Here is a 24942-nt window from a genome sequence, read left to right as displayed (position 1 = left end):
TGAAGCGCTCGCGATGACGAGGCGCATGGCGCTGGCCCTGGGCCTGCTGGCGGCGTGCGGTCTCGCACAGGCCTCGTACCCGGTGAAGCCCGACCACCGGCTCAGCCCGAAGGTGTTCACCGGCGACGACGGACTTCCGCAGTCCGGCGTCAGCGCGCTCGTCCAGACCCGCGACGGCTATCTGTGGGTGGGCACGTTCGGTGGGCTGGCCCGCTTCGATGGACGGACGTTCACGACATTCAGGGGGCGCCCCTCCCCCGGCGACGGGCGGGACGCCGGCCGCGGACAGACCGGCGGGCCGGCCAGCGACCGCATCCTGGTCCTGTTCGAGGACGATGCCGACCGGCTCTGGATCGGCACCGAGGACGCCGGGCTGAGCGTCTACGAGCGGGGCGCGTTCCGCCACCTGCCCGTCTGCGCGGGCACCTGCCAGATCAACGACATCCTGCAGGGTACCGATGGCGCGATATGGGTCGCCAGCAAGGCGGGCCTGTTCAAGCTGGATCCCGAGGACCTCGGGGTCGTCTGGAGCGAGAGCCCCGTTCGCGCCGGCTACGACCGGCTGGCCAGCGACGGCGAAGGACGGATCCACGTCGGCGGATACGGCGGCTTCCATATCGTGGATGAAGGACGGCTCCAGCGGCTCCAGCGGCTCCGGCTGCCGGGCGAAGACAGGGCGGTACGGCTGCTCGAAAGCAGCGGGGACAGTCTGCTGGTCGGCACCGAGAAGGAGCTCTACCGGTACGACCCGGCCCACCGGCGGTGGCAGGCGCTGGGCGTCGACCGGCCCACCTACGCCGCGCAGGACGATGACGGCCTGTGGTGGGTCGCGCAGCTCTCCGGAAGATTCGTGCGCCAGGACGCCGCGGGCGCCTGGAAGGACGTGCCGGAGCTGTCGGGCATGGGCGTCATCAGCCTGGCATGGGACGACGAGGGCGACCTGTGGGCGGGCAGCGGGAGCAAGGGCTTGCTGCGGACGCGCAAGCCGCTGTTCGGCGTGCTCTCGTCCGCGCAGCTGGGCACGAACATGGCCGGCCGCGCCGTTGTCGCCGACGGCGACGGCGGCCTCTGGTTCGGGTCCGCCTGCGGCGGCGTGCACCACTGGTCGCACGAAGGCCACATGCGCGCGCTGACGCTCGAGAAGGTACTGGGAAGCGGTTGCGTGACCAGCCTGTTGCTGGACCGCAACGGCTGGCTCTGGGCCGGGTCGGCCGAAGGCGGGCTGGCGCGGATCGCCGGAGACGAGCCCGAGTTCGTCGCCACCTGGCCGACGCTGGAGCCGGTCAACATCTGGCAGCGCGAGGACGGCAGCTATCTCGTCAGCTCGGGGCGATCGATGTACGTGATCGCGGTCGATGCGGAGGGCGGCATCGTCGGAAGCCGCCGCATCGACGCCCTGCAGGGCATGCGCATCAACAGCGTCGTCGCGGCAGCGAGGGGCGGTACCTGGTTCGTCGGCGACCACGGCGTGCTTCGGATGCGCGACGGCGAGATCGTCGAGCGATGGTCGGTACGGGAAGGGCTTTCCTCGCGGTTCGCGCGTGCGCTGTACGAGGACCGGGACACCGGCACGCTCTGGGTCGGCACCTACGGCGGTGGCCTGAACCGCATCGAGAACGGCAAGGTGCATCACTACGGCACCGCCAACGGCCTGTTCGACGATACGGTGTCGTGCATTCTCGCCGACCAGTGGGGACGCCTGTGGCTGGGAGGCAACCGTGGCGTGACCCTGCTGCCCTCGCCGCGGGACGCGCAGGATGAGATCGAGTCGGTCGGATACGCGACAGGCGACGGTCTGGTGCCCGCCGAGATCAACGGAGGCGCATCCTCCACCTGCCATCGCGATGGGCATGGCTGGCTGTGGTTCTCGCTGGTGGAGGGATTCGGCGTGATCGATCCCGCCGACGTATCCGCGACCCGGGCCGCAACACTCAAGCCGCACATCGAACATGTCGCCGCCGCCGGACGCGTGCTCGACATCGCCAGTCCGACGCTGACGCTGGAGCCGTTCACGCGGAACCTGGAAATCCGCTATACGGCGATCAACCTGAGCCGACCCCAGGAAACCCGCTTCCGGTTCCGGCTGTCCGGCGTCGACGGCGACTGGGTGGAAGCGGGACAGAACCGCAGCATCCTCTACCCGTCCGTTCCCTGGGGGGAACATGTGTTCGAAGTGCAGGCGCGTGTCGCGGGGGGAGCCTGGTCGCCGGCCTCGGCGAGCCTCAGGATCGTCCATCCGCAGCCGTGGTACCAGCGGATGTGGGTCTGGACGCTGGTGATGCTGCTGGGCCTGCTGGTGCTGGTCGGCAGCACCCATCTGGAAAGCACCCGGACGGCAGACGACTGACCGGACCCTCCGGCCAGGCCGGAGCGCGGCGGGAATGTCGAGACGGCCGGGCTCAGCGTGTGTCGCCGGCGCCGACGGCCACGGCGTCGTCCCGTCGCCTGCGGCTGGAAACCGTCTGGACCCGCGGCAACAGGAGGTCGACCCGGGTGCCCTGGCCGGGACTGCTCTGGACCTTCAGCTCGCCCCGGCTTTCGGTGACGAAGCGATGGACGATGGTCATGCCGATGCCGGTTCCCTCGCCCTTCGGCTTGGTCGTGAAGAACGGCTCGAACAGGTTGGCGAGCACCTCGGGCGACATGCCCTCGCCGGTGTCCTCCATCCGGATGAGAACCTTGTCGTCCACGGCATGGGCGGACATCGAGAAGCGCCCGCCCCGCGGCATCGCGTCGCATGCATTGCCGACGATGTTCAGCAGCGCGAGTTCGAGTTCGTCGCGGTCGGTCTCGATCAGCAGGCCCGGGGGCGGCATGTCCAGGCTCGCCCTGATCCCGCGGTGGAGCATCGGCAGTATCAGCGTCCGCATCTCATCGATGGCCTCTGCGAGATCGAACACCGAGGTCTGCCGCGATTGCATGCGGCTGAAGCTCAACAGGCGGCGCGTGACGACGGTGCCTCGCTGTGCGGCCCGGTGGATCTGCGGCAGCACGGCGGAGGTGTCGCGAGGGTGGGACGCGGTCGCCAGCCCGACGATCACGTTGAGGATGTTGTTGAAGTCGTGGGCGGCGCCGGCCGACAGCCGGCCGATGGCTTCCATCCTCTGCGTCTGCAGGAGGCGGGCGTAGGCGCGTTCCTTTTCCTCGATCTCGCGCTTGAGATCCCGGCAGGCGGCATCCAGCTCCCGGCTGCGTTCGATCGCCCGCTGGGACGACCGGATCAGGCGGTCCAGGATTACCGCAAGCACGAGAAAGTTCATGCCGGACAGGAGCAGATTGGGAAGGATTTCCGACGTTGCGGCGGTATTCGCCGCGTGTTGCATGTCGGACCATGCACCGATCGCCAGCACGATGGCATTGGCGAGCGTGGTCCACCATACGGCGGCCCGTCCCAGTAGCAGCCCGGCGAACAGCAGCGGCATCAGGTGGATCATCAGCAGTCCGGGCTGGGCCTGCAGTCCATAGATGTAGTAGCTGGTTCCGATCAACTGCAGACTGCCGATGACGGTCAGGCTGGCCGAAAGCCGGTACAGCCCCTTTCGCGACAGGTGAAAGCAGAGCCATGCGTAGGTGCTTATCGCCATGGCGACCCAGGTCTCGTTCCGCCCCGCCGTTTCAGCGGTGGCGAATGAGCCGATGGCCATCGCCAACGCCGCCGTGCCGACGATGGCGAGAATCGTCTGCAGCATCAGGGCATTGCGCCGGTTCTGCGGCGCATCGACCGACACGTGCTTCATCCAGCCGGCAAAGCGTCGCCGCAGATCCATGGGGGGCGTGCTGGCATCCATCAATGGCGGTACCCGCAGGGGGTGGGGAGGCTTCGCCGGGAGCGTTTGTGCGGATCAGGGGGAGGCTGATTCACCATCGCGGCACTGACACGTTGGATTCGCTGCACGGGCATGGTGCCTTGTGGCATGCGGGGGCGTCGCGTTCGGCTCGGCGGATAGTGCACCGGTAGACATGGTAGCGGCCCCGACGCATCGCCACAGCTGTCCGGGCTCGTCCATTGGTTCCCATTGTATGTGATTCGCATCACCTTCTTTTTGTGACGCGCCATGGAAAGCCTGTGTTGGCGGGGCGCGCCTGGCGGGAAGGTCCTGATTCTCACCCTATGTGAGTTTTGCCCAGTTTTGGTGCGTGTAGGCGCTGCCAAGTGTCATTAAATTCCCCGGCACGAACCCCAAACGCCTCCAGTCGAGGCGCATCCAGAGTCGAAGGATGCACGCTTCGCGCGGATTGACCTTCGCGCGGATCGACCGGTAGCCGTTCACGGGGCGGAATGGATTTTCCATGGCAGGGGTGCCGTCGCCAGGACGCATGCGTACCGGTGGACAATCGGCCTCCCCTGTTGGAGCAAGGGGGGGCGCGTGGCCAATACGTACCGGGGCGATACAGCCGCCTCACGTCGAGTGAAGGTTCTTTCGGTATTGCTTTCCGCGCTGGGTCTGCTCGGCCTGTCCGGCGGCATTCCGGCGCTGGCGCAGACCTCGGTCACCAACACCGCGACCGTTGCGCCCCCGGCCAGCGTGGTCGATCCGATCCCGGACAACGACAGCGACGATGCCGTCATCACGGTGACAGCGCCGCTGCCGGATTTCGGCAGTTGCGATTCGACGATGTACCTCACGCAGGGCGACCCGACCGCGCTGTTCCGCATCGATACGTCCAGCAATCCCTTCACCTATCCGTCGCTGGGTTCGGCCTCGGTTACATACAACGGGTCAGCCTACAACCCTGCCGACAACTACATCTACGCGAGCACCTGGAGCGGCAGCGCGCACGTCCTGCTGCGCATCGGCAGCGACGGTTCGGAGGAGAATCTCGGCGACATCGTCGGCGGTGGGATCAATACGTCCAGCAACGGATTGAATACCGGCGAGATCGGTCCGGACGGCTTCTACTACGTCAAGCGTTCCGAGAACACCAACCAGGCGTGGCGGGTGGATCTGACGACCCGGCAGTCGGCCCTGATCACCCTCAGCCAGGCCGTATGGCTGAGCGACTGGGCCTGGCATAACGGCCTGCTCTACGGTCACTCCCATGAGACTGGTTTGTTGTATGCCGTCAATCCCGGCACCGGCGTGGTGACGACCGTCGGCAATACCGGCATTGCAAACATCCCGTTCGGCGCGATGTTCGGCGCCAGCAACGGCGTCTTCGGAAGCCTCAACACCGGCGGGTTCTACCAGTTCGATCTGACCACGGGTACGCCGACGCTGATATCGAACTCCCCCGCGACGACCGGCGCCAACGACGGCGCCAAGTGCGCGACCACGCCGATGACATTCCCGGCCGACCTGGCGATCGAAAAGGACGACGGCAGCGACACCTACGTACCGGGCGAGGACGTCACCTACACCATCGTGGTCAGCAACCTCGGTCCGTTCGGCGCGGGCGGCGCCACGGTCGACGACCCGCTGCCCACCGGCATCACCACCGCCAGCTGGACCTGCGGCAATGCCACCGGCGGCGGCGCCTGCGGCGTCGCCAGCGGCAGCGGCGCGATCGCGGATGTGCCGGTCAACCTGCCGGCGGGCGCCACGGTGACCTTCAGCCTGACCCTGGCGGTGCCGGCGGACTTCACCGGCGACCTTGTCAATACCGCGACGGTGACCGCGCCGGCAGGTTCGCCCGATCCGGTCCCCGGCAACAACACCGATACCGATACCGATACCGTCGCGCCGGCGGTGGTCACGGTGGAGAAGACCGCGAATCCGGCGCCGGGCCAGTTGCTGACCGTCGGTCAGACGATCACCTACACGTTGACCACCACGATAGCCGGCGGGCCCACCAGCGACGTGGTCACCCTGGCCGACACGCTGGGTGCGGGGCTGAGCTTCGGTTCGGTGACCGACGCCGGCAGCTTCACCTGCAGCGGTGCGCTGCAGTGCACGCTGCCGGCGGGTACGGCACCAGGCACGTACGCGCTCAGCTACACCGCCGTCGTGGAGGCCGGCGCGGGCGCCACGGTCAGCAACGCGGTGACGCCCAGCGGCGGCGACGGCCCGACCTGCGGCACCTGCACCGTCCAGCATGCGGTGCAACCCAACTTCGGAACCTGCAGCGCGACCATGTACCTGGCGCAGAACCAGCCCACCGGTCTGTTCCAGTTCGACACTTCGTCCAATCCCTTCATCGTCGATCCGGTCGGCCCGACCTCGGCGATCACCTACAACGCAATAGCGGTCAACCCGGTCGACAACTACATCTACGGCCTGAGAGGACCCGCGCCCGGCACCCTCGTCCGTGTCGGCAGCGATGGCAGCGTGCTCGACGTCGGCACCATCACAGGCTTCCCGATCAACAGCGTCATCGGCGAGTTCGGGCCGGACGGCACCTACTACACCGGCAACGGCACGACGCTGTATCGCATCGACATCACGACGATGACGGCGACCGCCGTTCCGCTGAGCCAGACCATCAACGGCCAGGACCTGGCCTGGCACGACGGGCAGCTCTACATCGCCGCTCCGGATGCCGGTCTGCTCTACGCGATCGATCCGGCCAACGGCAACGTCACTCCGATCGGATCCACGACTGTGGCAGGCGCTTTCGGCGGCATGTTCGGTGCCACCAACGGCGTGTTCGGCAGCAACAACAACGGCGGCTTCTACCGGTTCGACCTGACCACCGGCCAGGCCACGCTGATCTCCGACCTGCCGGGTTCGGGCAGCAACGACGGTGCCAAGTGCGCGACCACGCCGCTGGAGTTCCCGGCCGATCTGGCGATCACCAAGACCGACGGCAGCGACACCTACGTCCCGGGCGAGGACGTCACCTACACCATCGTGGTCAGCAACCTCGGCCCGTTCGGCGCGGCCGGGGCCACGGTGAACGACCCGCTGCCGTCCGGCATCGCCGATGCCGGCTGGACCTGCGGCAATGCGACCGGCGGCGGCAGCTGCGGCGTCGCCAACGGCACCGGCGCGATCGTCGATGCGCCGGTCAATCTGCCGGCCGGCGGCTCGGTCACCTTCAGCCTGACCCTGTCGGTGCCGGACGGATTCACCGGCGATCTGGTCAACACCGCGACGGTGACCGCGCCGGACGGCTCGCCCGATCCGACCCCGGGCAACAACACCGCCACCGATACCGACACCCGAGAATTCCCGGTCATCAGTACTGCCAAGACCGCGGATCCGGCCGCCGGTGCCCAGGTCCAGGCGGGGCAGACGATCACCTACACCCTCACGGTGACCGTCGCCGAGGCGCCGACCAGCGAACCGTTCGTGCTGACCGACACGCTGGACGCGGGCCTGAGCTTCGGCGCAGTGACCGACCCCGGCGCCTTCGCCTGCACCGGGACGCTGGAGTGCACGCTGCCGACCGACACGCCCGCCGGCACCTACGCGGTGACCTATACCGCCACGGTCGATGCCGACGCCACCGGCACGATCGGCAACAGCGTCACTGGCACCGGTGGCGGCGATGTCGATCCCGAATGTGTCCCGTGCCGGATCGAGCACGAGGTCGCTCCGCCGACGGTCGCGGTGGCGAAGACCTCCGTGCCGGGTACCGGCGCCGAAGTGCAGCCGGGCGACACCCTGACCTATACCCTGACCACCACGGTCGCCACCGCGGCGACGACCGCCCCGCTGGTGTTGACCGACACCCTGAGCGCGGGCCTGACGTTCGGCGCGGTGACCGACCCCGGCGCCTATGTCTGCACCGGCGCACTGCAGTGCACCCTGCCGGCCGGTACCGTGCCGGGCACCTATGCGCTGACCTACACCGCCACCGTCGATGCCGACGCGACCGGCACGGTCGGCAACAGCGTGGCCGCGACGGGCGGCGGCGGGGATCCGCCGGTCTGCGATCCGTGCACGACCGAACACGGGGTCGAGCCGACCGAAATCGCGGTCGCCAAGACTGTCGATCCCGCCAACGGCAGTCAGGTGGTGCCGGGCCAGACCCTGACCTACACCCTGACCGCGACGGTCTCGACCTCGGCCACCACCGATCCGCTGGTGCTGACCGACACCCTGGGCCTGGGCCTGAGCTTCGGCGCGGTGACCAACGCCGGTGCCTTCAGCTGCACCGGCACGCTGGAGTGCACCCTGCCGGCCGGCACCCTGCCTGGCAGCTATGCGCTGACCTATACCGCAACCGTCGACGCCGACGCTTCGGGCACGGTCGGCAACAGCGTGGCCGCGACAGGCGGCGGCGGGGATCCGCCGGTCTGCGATCCGTGCACGACCGAACACGGGGTCGAACCGCCGACGATCAACATCGTCAAGAGCGCGGATCCCGCCGACGGCAGCCAGGTGGTGCCGGGCCAGACCCTGACCTACACCCTGACCGCGACGGTCGCGACCGCGTTCACCACTGAACCGCTGGTGCTGACCGACACCCTGGGTCCCGGCCTGACGTTCGGCGCGGTCACCGACGCCGGTGCCTTCAGCTGCACCGGCACGCTGGAGTGCACCCTGCCGACCGGCACCCTGCCAGGGGCCTATGCGGTCACCTACACCGCGACCGTCGACGCCGATGCCTCGGGCACGGTCGGCAACAGCGTGGCCGCGAGCGGTGGCGGTGACGACCCGCCGGTCTGCGATCCGTGCACGACCGAACACGAGGTCGCGCCGGCGACGATCGGTGTCGCCAAGAGCGCGGATCCCGTCGACGGCAGCCAGGTGGTGCCGGGCCAGACCCTGACCTACACCCTGACCGCCACGGTCGCGACCGCGTTCACCACTGAACCGCTGGTGCTGACCGACACCCTGGGTCCCGGCCTGACGTTCGGCGCGGTCACCGACGCCGGTGCCTTCAGCTGCACCGGCACGCTGGAGTGCACCCTGCCGACGGGCGCGGCGCCGGGTAGCTATGCGCTGACCTACACCGCCACCGTCGAGGCCGATGCCACCGGTACGGTCGGCAACAGCGTGGTCGCGAGCGGCGGCGGTGGCGATGATCCGGTGTGCTCGCCCTGCGAGACCGAACATGAGATCGAGCCGCCGACGATCGGCGTCGCCAAGACCGCCGATCCCGCCGACGGTACCCAGGTGCAGCCGGGCGACACACTGACCTATACCCTGACTGCCACGGTCGCGACCTCGGCCACCACCGAACCGCTGGTGCTGACCGACACCCTCGGCACGGGCCTGAGCTTCGGCGCGGTCACCGACACCGGTGCCTTCAGCTGCACCGGCACGCTGGTCTGCACCCTGCCGGCCGGCACCCTGCCGGGCACTTACGCGCTGACCTACACCGCAACCGTCGACGCCGATGCCACCGGTACGGTCGGCAACAGCGTGGTCGCGAGCGGCGGCGGTGGCGATGATCCCGTGTGCTCGCCCTGCGAGACCGGACACGAGGTCGAGCCGCCGACGATCGGTGTCGTCAAGAGCGCCGATCCGGGAACGGACGCCGAAGTGCGGCCGGGCGACACGCTGACCTACACCCTGACCGCGACCATCGCCACCTCGGCCACGACCGCGCCGCTGGTGCTGACCGATACCCTCGGCACCGGCTTGAGCTTCGGCGCGGTGACCGATGCCGGCGCCTTCAGCTGCACCGGCACGCTGCAGTGCACGCTACCGACCGGCACCCTGCCAGGGGCCTATGCGGTCACCTACACCGCGACCGTCGATGCCGATGCGACCGGCACGGTCGGCAACAGCGTGGTCGCCGGCGGTGGCGGCGGCGACGAGCCCGAGTGCGTGCCGTGCACGACCGAACACGAGATCGAGCCGCCGACAATCGGCGTGACCAAGACCGCGGCTCCGGGCGAGGACGTGGAGGTACGCCCGGGCGATACGCTGACCTATACCCTGACCGCGACGGTCGCGACCTCGGCCACCACCGAACCGCTGGTGCTGACCGATACCCTGGGCGCGGGCCTGAGCTTCGCTGCAGTGACCGATGCGGGCGCGTTCGCCTGCACCGGTGAGCTGGTCTGCACCCTGCCGGCCGGCACCCTGCCGGGAACTTACGCGCTGACCTACACCGCGACGGTCGATGCGGACGCGACCGGCACCGTCGGCAACAGCGTGGTCGCCGGCGGTGGCGGTGGCGATGATCCGGAGTGTGTGCCGTGCACGACCGAGCACGAGATCGAGCCGCCGACGATCGGGGTGGCGAAGACCGCCGCTCCGGGCGAGGACGTGGAGGTACGCCCGGGCGATACGCTGACCTACACCCTGACCGCGACCATCGCCACCTCGGCCACCACCGAACCGCTGGTGCTGACCGACACGCTGGGCACGGGCCTGACGTTCGGCGCAGTGACCGATGCGGGCGCGTTCGCCTGCACCGGTGAGCTGGTCTGCACCCTGCCGGCCGGCACCCTGCCGGGCACCTACGCGGTCACCTACACCGCGACCGTCGATGCGGACGCGACCGGCACCGTCGGCAACAGCGTGGTCGCCAGCGGTGGTGGTGGCGAGGATCCGGAGTGCGTGCCCTGCGAGACCGGGCATGAGATCGAACTTCCGACGATCACCACCGCCAAGACGGCCGATCCGGGCGAGAACGCCCAGGTGCGGCCGGGCGACACGTTGACCTACACCCTGACCACGACGGTCGCGACCTCGGCGACGACCGAGCCGTTCGTGCTGACCGACACCCTCGGCGAGGGCCTGAGCTTCGGTGCGGTCACCGATGCGGATGCTTTCGCCTGTACCGGCGAGCTGGTCTGCACCCTGCCGGCCGGCACCCTGCCGGGCACCTACGCGGTCACCTACACCGCGACGGTCGATACCGATGCGGCCGGTACGGTCGGCAACAGCGTGGTCGCGAGTGGCGGCGGTGACGAGGACCCGGGCTGCGATCCGTGCACGACCGAGCACGAGATCGAGTTGCCGGTGATCACCACCGTGAAATCGTCGGATCCGCCGTCCGGTGCCGAAGTCCGTGCCGGCGACGTGATCACCTATACCCTGGCGGTGACCGTGGAAAACTCGGCGACGACCGAGCCGCTGCTGCTCGGCGACACCTTGGGCGCCGGACAGACGCTGCTGGCCGGTTCGATCGAAACGCCTGCCGGGGGCAGCTGCGAGGCCCGTGCGGACGGATTGGACTGCACGCTGGCCGCGGGCACGCTGCCGGGGAGCCATGCGTTCGTCTACCGCACCCAGGTCGATCCCGACGCCGTGGGCGAGATCGGCAACACGGTCGTTCCCAGCGGTGGCGGCGGCGGTAATCCGCCCATCTGTGCGAACTGCGAGACCGCGCATCCGCTGGCCGAGCCGCTGGTCTCCGTCGCCAAGACGTCGACGCCGGGCGACGGCGCCGAGGTCAGCGTCGGGGACACCATCGACTACACGCTGACGGTGACGATCGAGAACGCCGCGATCACCACGCCGGTGCGGCTGACCGACACCCCGGGTGCCGGCCTGACCGTTGGTGACCTGCCGGCCGGCTGCAGCGGCGGGAATGGCGGGATCGTCTGCACGGTCGCCGCCGGCACCGTGCCGGGCACCTACACCTTCAGCTACCCGGCGACGGTCAACCCGAGCGCCGTCGGCGAGGTGAACAACGCCGTGGTCAGCGAGTACGGCGGCAGCAACGACCCGATCTGCGAGCCCTGCGGCACTTCGCACAGGGTGCTGGACGAGGCCGAGCTGAGGATCGTCAAGACCGTCGGCGTGCGCAGCGCTCGCATCGGCGACATCGTCCGCTACACGCTGACGGTGGAGAACGTCGGCGTGGTCAACGTGACCGACGGCATCGTCGTCGACACCCCGCCGGCCGGCTTCAGCTATGTCGAAGGCTCGATGACGGTGGACGACGGCGACGACGCGTTCACCCTCTCGCCCGGCCGTCATCCGCTGGAGATCGGCGGACTCGACATCGCGGTCGGCGAGCAGGCGACGATCGTCTACATGTTGCGGATCGGCGCGGGCGTCCGTCAGGGCACCCAGGTCAACGAGGCCGTGGCACGGAACCCGGACGGCGACCCGATCTCCAACGTCGCCACTGCGCAGGTCACCATCGATGCCGACCCGCTGCTCGACGACAGCCTGATCTTCGGTACCGTGTTCGACGACCGCGATGGCGACGGCTGGCAGGACAACGCCGAACTGACCGGCGTGCGGGTGCAGGGCGGCTTCGCGCCCGGCGCCTACCTGGCCGCTTCGACGACGCTCGCGCGCGGTGAGGTTTCCGAGCCGGTGGCCGACGCCAGCGCGCCGCTGCTGCACGGCATCGCGATCGGCACGATCGCCGCCCGCCAGTCCGAGGCCGATCCGGCCGAAGCGCACCAGGTGGTGATCCGCCAGCGTCTGGCGGAGGAAGCGTTCACCGGCGCGGCCTTCACCGATGATTTCGTGCTGACCAGCGACCAGGGCGTGACCCTGCGCATGGACGCGGAGGGCCGGACCACGATCGAGCGCAGTGGCGACGCGGCCAAGGGCCTCAACGGCGCGATGCCGACGGTCGAGCGCCGCATCGCCCAGGGCGAAGGCGGGGTGGTGGTCGACTACGTGATCGGCAACGCCGGCATCGACGAGCGTGGCATCCCCGGCGTGCGCATCGCTTCGGTGGAAGGCCTGCTGATCGAGACCGACCAGTTCGGCCGCTATCACCTGGCCGACGTACCGGGCGGCGAGCGCGGCTACCGCAACTTCATCCTCAAGGTCGATCCGTCGACGCTGCCGCCGGGTACCGCGTTCACCACCGACAACCCGCGGGTGCGCAGGATCACCCCGGGCATCCCGGTGCGCTTCGATTTCGGCGTGCAGTTGCCGGTCACGGTGATCCCGGGCGGCACCGACACGGTCGAGCTGACCCTGGGCGAGGTGATCTTCGCCCCCGGCAGCGCCGAGGTGCGGCCCGAGTACGTGCCGGCGATCGCCCGCATGGCCGAACAGATCGACGCCCACCGCGGCGGCGAGGTGGTGATCACCGCTGACGGCGACAGCGAAGCACTGGCCTTCGACCGTGCGACCGCGGTGCGCGATTTGCTTGTCGCGCAGGTCGCGCCGGAACACGCGCAGGGCCTGGTGGTCAATGTGCGCACCGAGGTGGATGCGCTGGTCGCCGCCGCCACCGAGGGCGGGGCACTGCTCGGCACCGTGCTGTTCGACACCGACCGCTCCGAAATCCGGCCCGAGTTCGCGCCGCTGCTCGACCGCGTCGCCGCGCGCCTGGAAGGCATGGGCGGAGGCGCGATCGCGGTGGTCGGCCACACCGACGTGCGCGGCAGCCACGCCTACAACACCGCACTGGGCATGCGCCGGGCGCGCGCGGTGTACGAGGCCCTCGCCGAACGGCTCAGTCCCGAGCTGCGCGCCCGGGTGCGGGTCGAATCCAGCAACGATCCGACAGCCCCTGTCGGTCCGGAACGCAAGTGAAGGGGGCCGGATCATGAAGATGAAGCTGCTCGATACCGCCCTGATCGGCATCCTCGCCGGCATGACGTCGCCTGCCCTGGCAGAGCAAGTGCCGGCGCAACAGGCCTCCGTGAAACAGGCCCCCTTGCAGCCGGCCCCGGCCCAGCCGGCCCCGTCGCCCGGTGACGCGCCGCCGCCTGAACTCGACTGCGATGCCGGCGGCTGCGACTCCGGCGAAGACCTGGTGTTCCGGCTGCGCACGCGCAGCTACGACCAGCCGGTGACCGAAAGCACCGGCGCGGGTTCCTCGTCGGAGGCGCTGCAGCCCGACCGCCGGGTCGCGATCGGCCTGGAGCAGCCCGGACGCGCGGTGGCGCAGGGCCGGTTCTCGGTGAACCTGCCCGGCGGCGGCGTGATCTGGGCGACCGAGGATCCGAACCTCGGTCAGCCCGAGCTGTCGGTGTCGGCGCCGACGATGGTGCCGTTCGACGGCAAGGCGATCACCCGGCCGGTGCGCTTCTTCGTGCGCGGCAACTACAGCGGCTTCATCGAGCGGATGGAGTTGGCGGTGTTCCGTGCGACCGACGCCGACCTGGTCAATCCGCTGGCGAAGGTGCCGATCGAGGTCGCCGCGGTGTCCCAGACCGAATGGGGCGGCGCCTTGCCCGCGGACATTCCGTTCCGCACCGGTGACGAGCTGGTGTACGTGCTGCGTGCGTTCGATGCCGAGGGCAACATCGACGAGACCCAGCCGCGGCGGCTGCAGCTGGTGCGGCCGGACGAAGCCGAGCGCGGCCGCCAGCGGCTGCGCGACCAGACCGAGCGCACGCTCGGTACCGCGCTCAGCGAGGATCAGGCGCAGACCCAGCAACTGGTCGACGACGTGTTCGGCGAAAGTGCGCTGCGCTACCAGAACATCCCGATCTACGGTTCACGGGTGCGCGTGCAGGGCCGCAACCTGCCGGCCGGCTACGGCCTGCTGATCAACGGCGACAGCTATCCGGTCGACCTGGAGCGCAAGTTCGTCGCCGAGTACCTGATGCCGGTCGGCCGCCACCGCTTCGACATCGCCCTGCAGGGGCCGGAGGGCGCGAGCCCGGTCCGGCATGCATTGGACGTGGACGTCAGCGGCCGCTACTTCTTCGGCGTCGGCATCGCCGACCTGACCGTGTACGAGAACAAGGCCAGCGGCCGCGGCCGCGACATCGCCGAGGCCGGCCGCGGGGACGACATCCTCAGCGACGGCCGGCTGGCGTTCTACATGAAGGCCAAGACGCGCGGCAAATACCTGATCACCGCCCAGGCCGACACCCACGACCGGCCGCTGGAAGACCTGTTCGACGGCTTCTCCCAGGCCGATCCGCAGGACATCTTCCGGCGCCTGGATCCGGACCTGTACTACCCGACCTACGGCGATGACTCGACGACCTACCGCGACGTCGACACCATGGGGCGCTTCTACCTGCGCGCCGACTGGGACAAGAACGAGGCGCTGTGGGGTAACTTCTACACAGGCATCACCGGCACCGAGTACGCGCAGTACGTGCGTTCGTTGTACGGCGCCGGCCTGAACTGGCGCTCGCGTGCGGCCAATGCGTGGGGCGACCCGGCCACCGAGCTGCGCGCGTTCGGCTCCGAGGCGCAGACCGCACCGGGCCACAGCGAGTTCATCGGCACCGGCGGCAGCCTGTACTACCTGCGCCACACCGACGTGTTGCCCGGTTCCGACCACGTGGTGCTGGAGGTGCGCGACCGCAGCACCGGCCGGGTCGAGCAGCGGATCGAACTGTTGCGCGGCGCCGACTACGAGATCGACGAACTGCAGGGCCGGATCCTGCTGACCCGGGCGCTGTCGCAGATCACCCGCCAGAACATCCCGACCATCACCCGCGACACCCCGCTGGACGGCTTCGAGCAGCGGCTGCTGGTCGATTACGAGTGGCTGCCGTCGGATTTCGACGCCGACGAGATCACCGCCGGCATGCGCGGCAAGCACTGGTTCGGCGACCATGTCGGCGTCGGGCTGACCTACGTCGACGAGAACCGTGCCGGCGAGGACTACAGCCTGATGGGCGCCGACCTGACCCTGCAGGCCGGCAAGGGCACCTACCTGAAGCTCGAACACAGCCGCACCGAGGCGACCAGCACGCCGGTGTTCTTCTCCGACAACGGCGGCCTGTCGTTCACCCGGCTCAACCCCGACGGCCCGCGCGAGGGCGAGGCCAGCGCGGTCGAGGCGCGGGCGAACTTCCAGGAACTGGGCTGGACCGAGCAGGAATGGAGCGCTGGTGCGTGGTGGCGTCAGGTCGATGCCGGCTATTCGATCTCGCGCTACGACAGCGGCCGCGAGATCGAGGAGCACGGCGTCGAGCTGCTCGGCCGCTTCAGCCCCAGTCTCGGCATCCACGCCCGCTACAGCCGCGCCGAACGCAGCGACGAGGCGCTGACCCAGATGCAGCTCGACGGCGAGTGGCGGATCGGCGACGACGGCTCGCTGACCGCCGAACTGCGCCGCACCGAAGAGGAACGCGCCAGCGGCGAGGACGTCGCCGGCACCCTGGGCGCATTGCGCTACACCCACCGCTTAGGTACCGCGCTGGACCTGTTCGGCACCGCCCAGTTCACCCTCGACGACGACGACGGCGACTATGCCGACAACGACGCCTATTCGCTGGGGGCGCGCTACAACTTCGCCGACCTGTCGACCCTCGGTGCCGAGGTCACCACCGGCGACCGCGGTGACGCGGCGACGATCAGCGGCGAGTACAGGCTGACCGCGCAGCACAGCTTCTACGGCGGCTACACCTATTCGACCGACAACACCCAGTACCACTCGCTGTTCAATCCGAACCAGCAGAACGGCTGGACCTTCGGCCAGCGCTGGCGGCTGTCGAACCAGGTGAACCTGTTCAACGAGAGCCAGTACATCCGCACCCGCAACGAATCGGGGCTGGCCCATACCTACGGCATGGACTTCTACCCGGCGGTGGGCTGGAACCTGGGTTTCACCCTCAGCGACGGCGAGTTGACCAACAGCGCCGGCGGCCAGGTCGACCGCCAGGCGGTCAGCCTCACCGGCGGCCGCAACTCGCCGGACACCGACTGGCAGAGCAAGCTGGAGTGGCGGCGCGACAGCGGCGTGGAGCGGCGCACCCAGTGGGTCAGCACCCACCGGCTGAGCCACAAGCTCAACGAGAGCTGGCGGATCGCCGCGCGCTTCAACTATGCCGACACCGACGACGAGCTGAACCCGTCCGCGGGCGCGAAGTTCATCGAGGGCAACTTCGGCTTCGCCTACCGGCCGTGGAACAGCAGCCGCTGGGGCCTGTTCGGCCGCTACACGTACCTGTACGACCTGGCCACGCTGGGGCAGGTCGGCGGCGCGGACTACGACCAGAAGAGCCAGGTGCTGGCGTTCGAGGGCGTGTACCGGCTCGACCATCACTGGGAGCTGGCCGCCAAGCTGGCGCGGCGCGAGGGCGAGGTGCGCTTCGGCCGCGGCACCGGTGCCTGGTTCGACTCGGCGACCACCTTCGCCGCCGGCCAGGTCCGCTACGAACTCCACGAGCGCTGGCATGCGCTGGCGGAGTACCGCTGGCTGGACGTGAAGGACGGCGGCACCCGCCAGGGCTTCCTGGTCGGTGTCGACCGCGACATCGGCCGCAACTTCCGCATCGGCGCCGGCTACAACTTCACCGACTTCAGCGACGACCTGACCGACTTCGACTACGACCACCGCGGCTGGTTCGTGAACTTCGTGGGGAGCTATTGATGAAGCGGGGCCAGAGCGAAGGATCACGCCGGGACGGAAAGGGGACGAGCATGAGCGGCACGAAACGTAATCCCGGCGCCCGGCGCAACGATGCCGGAAGCAGCTTGCGCCTGGAAGGCGGGCGGCACCGTCTCGCAGCCATGGCGATCTGCGCGGTGGGTCTCGTCTCGGCGGCGTGGAGCAGCGGCGTGCAGGCGCAGGCCATCTGGAACTCTTTGTTGATCCAGGACTTCGGACAGGGAGCCGAGCCGGTCAGTTCGGACCCCGACGCCTATCTGGCGCCGGGAACGTCGGCGAGCATCGAGGGCGAGTACTTCGTGCTCACAAACCCGTCCCTGGCCAACCCCGCATGGCAGGACGCTCCAGACCATACGACCGGTGCCGGTTACATGGTCCTGTTCAATGCCAACTTTCAGAGTCCCTACTACCTCATAAGCGCCCCCGTCGAAGTTCCGGGCGCGACGTACCGGGTCAGCTACTGGGCGGCCAATGCCATCAGGTACGACGGAGATCCCATCTACTCGGACGGGTACATCGGCCTCACCGTGGAGGACCAGCCCAGTGGGGGGACGGTGCATGCGACGGGCCCGGACAACTCCACCCCGCTGCCGCGTGCCGCGGCAGCGGGGCCTCTTGCGTGGATGGAGAGAACCGTTTCCTTCCAGTTGCCGGTCAACTACACGGCAAACGCGATATATCTCAATTTCTTCAATACATCCCCACTGGTTCCTCAAGGGAATGACCTTGTCGTTGACGACATTCGCGTCGAAATGGCAATGGCCAGGGTATCGGGGCAGATATACGTAGACAACAACGCGAACGGCGTTTTTGATGCGGGAGACGAAACGCTTGCCGGCTCCTTGCCTTATGTCGCGGTGGTCGACGCGAATGATGAGGTCATCGATTTCGTCCAGATCGCCGTCGATGGCACCTACCTGCTTCAGAACGCGGCTTATTCGACCTCAGATATCGGCCAGAAGCTTGTACTGCTCGACAGTGCGCCAGCGCTTAGCCAGGTCATCACGGCTGCCACCATTCCCAGCGGCTACGGAGTGGTCAGCGAAACGCCCAATCCGACCTATGGCACCACCGGCACTCTGCCGTTGGATGGCATTCTGGCCGTCATTCGCACGGACTCCGCGACAGGAGATCATTCGGATTTCAATATCGGGTTGCTCGCACTGGAGACTGACCTGTCCATCACCAAGGATGACGGCCAGACGGCTTATACGCCCGGCGGCACGGTCGTCTATGACATCGTGGTCGGCAACGCCGGGCCCGTCGATGTCACTGGGGCCCAGATCGATGATCCGCTGCCTTCCGGTATCGCCGATGCAACCTGGACCTGCGGCGACGCCACTGGCGGGGCCACGTGCGGCGACGCCAGCGGCACGGGCGGGATCGCCACCACGGCAGACCTGCCGGCGGGCAGTTCCGTCACCTACACGTTGAACATGCAGGTCCCGATCGGCTTCGGTGGCGACTTGACGAATACGGCGACTGTGGCCGCCCCTGCAGGCATCACCGATACCGATCCTTCCAACAACACGGCCAGCGACACCGATACCCAGTTCACGTCTCCGCCCGGCCCCGACCCGAGCGTGTGCAACATCGCCGACAACGGCTCCTTCGAATCCCCGGACATCCAGAACGATCCGGAGGGCCCCGGCGACAATACGGCCTTCGTGAACGGCTTCGCGGTCTGGCGGACAACGACCAATCCGATCAGCGGCTGGCAGACCGTCGCCGGAACCATCGACATCCTGCGCCACTACAACAACGCCAGTGCAGAACTGCAGAGCATCGATCTCTGGGGCACGGCGGCGGCGACGCTGCGGCAGACATTCACCGGTCTTGTTCCGGGCGGGCAGTACACCTTCTCGGTGGACTATTCCGGTCTGTCGGCGACGAATTCGATTGCCGTCGTCCAGTTGGGCAATGGTGTCGGAGCGACGCCCGTCACCCTCGCAACGCTGCAGCCCGCTGCCGATGGCATCTTCAATGGAAACACCGGCGTGCCGGATACGCCGCAGTGGTCGGTGACCTGGGGCACCTATACCCACACCTTCATCGCGGTGGGCACGGAGGCGACGATCCAGTTCGTCAACAACGCCGCCCCGGCGACCCAGAATACCGGGCTCTTCGTCGACAATTTCATCTTTGCCGGCGATCCCTGCGCCGACCTGGGCGTCGTGAAGACCGTGACCCCGGACGCGGTAGTCTCGGGCGACGAGGTGGTCTATACACTGCAAGTCGCCAACAACGGCCCGGACGCCGCTGACGGTGCTCTGGTCACCGACGCCGGCGTGCCGGGCAGCCTGGATTGCACGGCACTGGCCTGTTCGGCCGCTGCCGGCGCGGTCTGCCCCGGTGCGCCGACTCCGGCGCAGCTGGCCGCCGGACTGGCGATTCCGACCTTCCCGGTCGGCGGTACCGTCACCCTGGAGCTGACCTGCACGGTGACGGCGACCGGCGCGCCCTGAGGGTGTCGGCGCTGGCCGCGGGCTGTCGGTGGTCAGTCCGGCAGCCAGGCGGCCGGCGTGATCCTGAAGCCGCAACCGGCAGTTCGTCTCCGGTGCGGCTCAAGTCGCACAGATGAGGTTGCAGGCGTGGCGCAAGCCGCGATCGGGCTTTCGTGAAAGTCCAGTCGCGGCTTGCGCCGCGCCTGCGTTTGCTGTCGGGGGAAGTGGGCGACCCAGAGGCCGGGAGAGAAAAGGTGAGTTTCAGTGATTGAAATGTGATACGCATCACGTAAATTCACACCCTCATCACACGAGGAGCCGTCCTGCGGTAATCGCGCCAATGCCAGGACGGCAATGATCGATGCGCACATGCCCGCAGCAGTCTCCAATCCCGACCGGAACTCCGGCTGACGCCGGGGCCCGTGCCTTTTCCCGTCCTTGCGGCCCCCGCTTCCGCTCCGGTATCCGCAGGCTGCTGGTCCTGTCGATGCTGTGGCTGCTCGGCTCGATGCTGCCGGCGGCGGCCAACGAATGCCGCCTCGCCGATCCGAACTCCAATGGCGAGCACGTCGGCACGATCTGCTGGTTCCAGTTCGGCGCGATCGACGAGGACCTGCCCAGCGGCACCTCCAACGTGCCGTTCGAGTTCGACCTGCCGGACGGTTCGAGGGTCGAACTCGACGTCAGCGTCAGCGGCGGCACCGCGAGCGATCCACGCCTGACCGTGCGCCAGGCGCCGACCTGGACCGGTTCCAACTTCAGCGGCAACTCGGGCTTCTACACCATCTTCACCCCGAACGCGGCGGCGCTGCATTCGCCCGACGGGCGCGGCAACAAGGCCGTGCTGACGTTGTCGGACATCCGCCTGTACGCGCCGGACGGACTGGAGGTGACCGACCTGCCGTTCGAGATCGTGGTCGCCGACGCCGAGCGCCTGAACTCCAACCCGGAGCATCTCGACTTCGGCGTGGTGTCCGGCGGCAGCCCCTGGAGCGTGCTGGAGTGGCTCGGCAACGCGCCGGCCTCGGCGGTTCAGCAGGGTACGCCGGCGACGCTGGATCCCGGCGTGGCTTCGGCCTGCCTGGCCGGCTACGTCGATTGCCTCCGCTTCAAGGGCATGACCGGCGGCAGCGACGCCAACGCGGTGGTGCTGGCGTCGCAGAAAGTGGTGGGCAGCGCGCAGCCGTTCACGGTGATGGGGCAGATCCACTCCGCCGCCGGCCAGGGCTTCGCGGTCGGCGTGCGCTGCTGCGCGATGCGCCTGCGCAAGGTGCTGCCCGAGGGACGCGCCGACCCGGCCGACCAGTTCACCTACCGCATCGTCAACGTCAACGACCAGACGGTCAGCACCGGAACCACCAGCGGCACGGCCACCGGCGCCTATCCGTACGTCAGCACGATGGCGATGTCGGGCAACGCGCTCACCCTGATCGAGGAAATGGCCCCCGGCAGCGCGTCGACGCTGGACGCCTACACGCGTCGCGTCGTGTGCGTGAATACACGGACCGGCCAGACCGTGCTGGACGACACGTACGACCCGTCGGCGCCGCCCACGCTCAACATCCTGGAGATGGGCGATGTGGTCGACTGCGACATGATCAACACGCCATTGCCGCGGGCGGATGTGTCGGTCGTGAAGACGGCGACCCCGGAGACCGTCGTCTCCGGGGGGCAGGTGACCTTCACGCTGGCGGTCGCCAATGCCGGCCCCTCGGCCGCCGACGGCACGGTCCTGCGCGATCCGGCAGTGGCTGGGCTCGATTGCGCGGCGGCGGTGCCGAGCTGCAGTGCCGGCGGTGGCGCGGCCTGTCCCGCCAGCCCGACCGTGGCGCAGCTGCAGTCCGGCGGGGTGACGATCCCGGTGTTGCCGGCCGGTGGCACGGTCAGCGTGGAGCTGACCTGCACGGTGACCGCCAGCGGCGCGCCCTGAGGCTCCCGACGAATCAGGCGCCGATCCATTCCCTCTCCCCAAGCGGTTTCACCGCCGGGGGAGAAGGTCAGGGAGAGGGGCTTTTGTGGTTGCGCTCCGGGCCATTGAATAACTGAAGCAACGGCACCCGCCTCTGCGGCGCTTGCGCCCTCACCCCGACCTGCGGCCGGGAGGAGGGGGCAGCCGGGCCGCCCCTCAGCGGCCGAGGTAGGCCGCCAGGTGTTCGCCGGTGAGGGTGGAGCGGGCCTTGACCAGGTCGGCGGGCGTGCCTTCGTAGACGATCAGGCCGCCCTCGTGGCCGGCGCCGGGGCCGAGGTCGATGATCCAGTCGGCATGCGCCATCACCGCCTGGTGGTGCTCGATCACGATCACCGACTTGCCCGCGTCGACGAGCCGGTCGAGCAGGCCGAGCAGCTGTTCGACGTCGGCCAGGTGAAGGCCGGTGGTCGGTTCGTCGAGCACGTAGACGCCGCCCTTCTCGGCCATCCGCGTGGCCAGCTTGAGCCGTTGCCGCTCGCCGCCCGACAGCGTGGTCAGTGGCTGGCCGAGGGTGAGATAGCCGAGTCCGACATCGACCAGCCGTTCGAGGATCGCGTGCGCGGCCGGCGTGTGGGCCTTGCCGGTGCCGAAGAACGCCGCCGCCTCGGCCACCGGCATCGCCAGCACCTGGCTGATGTCGCGGCCGCCGAGACGATACTCGAGCACCGACGCCTGGAATCGCTTGCCCTCGCATTCCTCGCAGGGCGCCGTGGCGCCGGCCATCATCGCCAGGTCGGTATAGATGACGCCGATGCCGTTGCAGGTGGGGCAGGCGCCCTCGGAGTTGGCGCTGAACAACGCCGGTTTCACATCGTTGGCCTTCGCGAAGGCCTTGCGGATCGGTTCGAGCAGTCCGGTGTAGGTGGCCGGATTGCTGCGCCGCGAGCCGCGGATCGGACTCTGGTCGATCGCGACCACGCCATCGTGCCCGCCGACCGAGCCGTGGATCAGCGAACTCTTGCCCGAGCCGGCGACACCGGTGACCACGACCAGCACGCCGAGCGGAATGTCCACGTCGACGCCGCGCAGGTTGTGGGTGGTGGCGCCGCGAACCGGCAGCGTGCCGCTGGGCGCGCGCGGCTTCTTCTTCAGCGGGGTACGGTCGTCGAAATGCCGGCCGGTGATGGTGCCGCTGCGGCGCAGCCCTTCGACGTCGCCCTGGAAGCAGACGCGGCCACCGTCGCTGCCCGCGCCCGGCCCGAGGTCGACGACATGGTCGGCGATCGCGATCGTCTCCGGTTCGTGCTCCACCACCAGCACCGTGTTGCCCTTGTCGCGCAACTGCAGCAACAGCGCGTTCATCCGCGCGACGTCGTGCGGGTGCAGGCCGGTGGTGGGCTCGTCGAAGACATAGGTGACGTCGGTCAGCGACGAGCCGAGGTGGCGGATCATCCTGGTGCGCTGGGCCTCGCCGCCCGACAGCGTGCCGGAAGGCCGGTCCAGCGACAGGTAGCCCAGGCCGATCGCGACGAACGACTCCAGCGTGTGCGTCAGCGCCGCCAGCAGTGGCGCCACCGACGGCGCGTCGAGCCCGCGCACCCATCCGGCGAGGTCGCTGATCTGCATCGCGCAGGCATCGGCGATGCTGATGCCCTTGATCTTCGACGAGCGGGCCGCCTCGCTCAGCCGGGTGCCCCCGCAGTCCGGACAGACGGTGAACGTCACCACCCGCTCGACGAAGGCGCGCACGTGCGGCTGCAGCGAATCGATGTCCTTGGACAGGAACGACTTCTGGATCGTCGGGATCAGCCCCGCGTAGGTCAGGTTGACGCCGTCGACCTTGATCCGGGTCGGTTCCCGGTACAGCAGGTCGTGCAGCTGCTTCTTGCTGAACTTGCGGATCGGTTTGTCCGGGTCGAAGAAGCCGCAGCCGCGGAAGATGCGGCCGTACCAGCCGTCCATGCTGTAGCCCGGAATCGCCAGCGCCCCCTCGTTCAGCGATTTGCTGTCGTCGTACAGGGCGGACAGGTCGAAATCGCTGATCGAGCCCATCCCCTCGCAGCGCTGGCACATGCCGCCAGTGCGGCTGAAGGTCTCCTTCACCGTGCGGGTACGGGCACCGCGCTCGACGGTGATCGCGCCGCTGGCCGTGACCGAGGTCACGTTGAAGGCGAACGCGCTCGGAGGGCCGATATGGGGTTTGCCGAGCCGGCTGAAGAGGATGCGCAGCATCGCGTTGGCGTCGGTCACGGTGCCGACGGTGGAACGCGGATTGCTGCCGATCCGTTCCTGGTCGACGACGATCGCGGTGGTCAGGCCGTCGAGCACGTCGACCTCGGGCCGCGCCATCGTCGGCATGAACCCCTGCACGAACGCGCTGTAGGTCTCGTTGATCAGCCGCTGCGATTCGGCGGCGATGGTGCCGAACACCAGCGAGCTCTTGCCCGAGCCGGATACGCCGGTGAACACGGTCAGGCGGCGCTTTGGCAGCTCGATGCTGACGTCCTTGAGGTTGTTCACCCGCGCGCCGTGCACGCGGATCAGGTCGTGGCGGTCGGCGGCGTGCGGTCCGGACGGACGGGCGGTTGCCTGTGTGGCCTTGCGGGTGGCCTTGTTCATCGTGTCTCCATGACGGTGGAGCCCAGGCCGCGGCTGCGGCCTGGGCCGGCATCTGTTCGGTTCAACCGGCTTTCCGGCAGGATTCCATCAAGGCGGATCCCGTGAAGGATACGGGCGGCGTCAAGTCCCGTCGGTGGCACCGTGTCCGCCGCGGCGCCTTGCGAGGTACGGCAGCGCGAACAGGTACAGGCCGCTCAGCAACAGCAGCGCGAGCGGGAACAGCGGCACGTACGACACCCATTCCACCGGCGGCTTCTGTGCCAGCGCGACGAAGGTGGCGATGACGCTCAGCGTGAAGGCGATCGAAACCCAGCGGTGGAACTGCCGAATCCATTTGTTCCAGTTCATTGCGAGCTCCTTTGATGTCCGCCCGGATGGCCCGGGCGGTGGCTGTCGGGACGACCCCGAAGTGCAATGCAAGGCCGCGCCGACGCTGGCGGCGGTGTAGCCGGTTCGACGTTGCGAACCCGACGCCGTCCGTTCAACGCTGCCGGTTCAACGCTGCTGGATGCGGATCAGGTTGCCGGCCGGGTCGCGGACCGCGCAGTCCCGCACCCCGTACGGCTGATCGGTCGGCTCCTCGACGATCTCCGCGCCGTCGGCCTGGACACGTTCGAAGGCGGATTCCAGGTCCGGAGTCGCCAGCAGCAGCATGCCGTAGGTCCCCTTGGCCATCATCTCCTCGATGGTGCGGCGTTCGTCGTCGGTGAGGCCGGGGCTGGCGGCCGGCGGGTACAGCACGATCGAGGTGCCGGGCTGGCCGGGCGGACCGACCGTGATCCAGCGCATGCCCTTGTAGCCGACGTCGTTGCGGACCTCGAAGCCGAGGGTGTCGCGGTAGAAGGCCAGCGACGCGTCCGGATCGGTGTGCGGGAGGAAACTGGAATGAATCGTGATGTCCATGGCGGT

At 68.6% G+C, this 24942-nt stretch carries 9 protein-coding genes; 5 read left to right on the top strand and 4 right to left on the bottom strand.

Annotated features, from left to right (window positions below):
• Positions 1–13 precede the first annotated feature (13 nt).
• Entirely contained in the window at positions 14–2347 is a 2334-nt protein-coding gene (locus L3V18_RS07495) for a ligand-binding sensor domain-containing protein (RefSeq protein WP_237054052.1), read from the top strand.
• A 52-nt stretch (positions 2348–2399) separates the two neighbouring features.
• Here the strand turns inward: L3V18_RS07495 and L3V18_RS07490 are convergent, their stop codons facing one another.
• Positions 2400–3767 (bottom strand): sensor histidine kinase, encoded by a 1368-nt coding sequence (locus L3V18_RS07490; RefSeq protein WP_237054051.1) that lies wholly within the window; start codon positions 3765–3767, stop codon positions 2400–2402.
• A 660-nt stretch (positions 3768–4427) separates the two neighbouring features.
• On the opposite strand from L3V18_RS07490, the gene L3V18_RS07485 reads away from it, so the two are divergent.
• The 4 genes from L3V18_RS07485 (at position 4428) to L3V18_RS07470 (ending at position 21435) form a co-directional block, all read left to right on the top strand.
• A complete protein-coding gene (locus L3V18_RS07485; RefSeq protein ID WP_237054050.1) occupies positions 4428–13292 on the top strand; it encodes a DUF6923 family protein in 8865 nt (2954 codons plus the stop codon).
• Positions 13293–13305: 13 nt separating this feature from the next.
• The gene (locus tag L3V18_RS07480) at positions 13306–17043 is read left to right on the top strand and encodes a TonB-dependent receptor (protein WP_237054049.1); all 3738 of its coding nucleotides are present in this window, start codon (positions 13306–13308) and stop codon (positions 17041–17043) included.
• Positions 17044–17093: 50 nt separating this feature from the next.
• Entirely contained in the window at positions 17094–19526 is a 2433-nt protein-coding gene (locus tag L3V18_RS07475) for a hypothetical protein (RefSeq protein ID WP_237054048.1), read from the top strand.
• A gap of 466 nt (positions 19527–19992) precedes the next feature.
• Entirely contained in the window at positions 19993–21435 is a 1443-nt protein-coding gene (locus L3V18_RS07470) for a DUF11 domain-containing protein (RefSeq protein ID WP_237054047.1), read from the top strand.
• Positions 21436–21630: 195 nt separating this feature from the next.
• Here the strand turns inward: L3V18_RS07470 and L3V18_RS07465 are convergent, their stop codons facing one another.
• From L3V18_RS07465 to L3V18_RS07455, 3 genes are all read right to left on the bottom strand, one after another.
• Positions 21631–24033: an ATP-binding cassette domain-containing protein gene (locus tag L3V18_RS07465; RefSeq protein WP_237054046.1), complete on the bottom strand. Its 2403-nt coding sequence runs from the start codon at positions 24031–24033 to the stop codon at positions 21631–21633.
• A 120-nt stretch (positions 24034–24153) separates the two neighbouring features.
• Positions 24154–24381 (bottom strand): hypothetical protein, encoded by a 228-nt coding sequence (locus L3V18_RS07460; protein WP_237054045.1) that lies wholly within the window; start codon positions 24379–24381, stop codon positions 24154–24156.
• A gap of 147 nt (positions 24382–24528) precedes the next feature.
• Complete coding sequence (locus L3V18_RS07455) at positions 24529–24936, bottom strand: VOC family protein (RefSeq protein WP_237054044.1); 408 nt, start codon at positions 24934–24936, stop codon at positions 24529–24531.
• Between the last annotated feature and the right edge of the window lie 6 nt (positions 24937–24942).

Source organism: Marilutibacter chinensis, from assembly GCF_021725675.1.
In the GTDB taxonomy this organism is placed as follows: domain Bacteria; phylum Pseudomonadota; class Gammaproteobacteria; order Xanthomonadales; family Xanthomonadaceae; genus Marilutibacter; species Marilutibacter chinensis.
The sequence above is the reverse complement of the archived record's forward strand: the minus strand, read 5'-3'. Positions and strand labels throughout refer to the sequence as shown.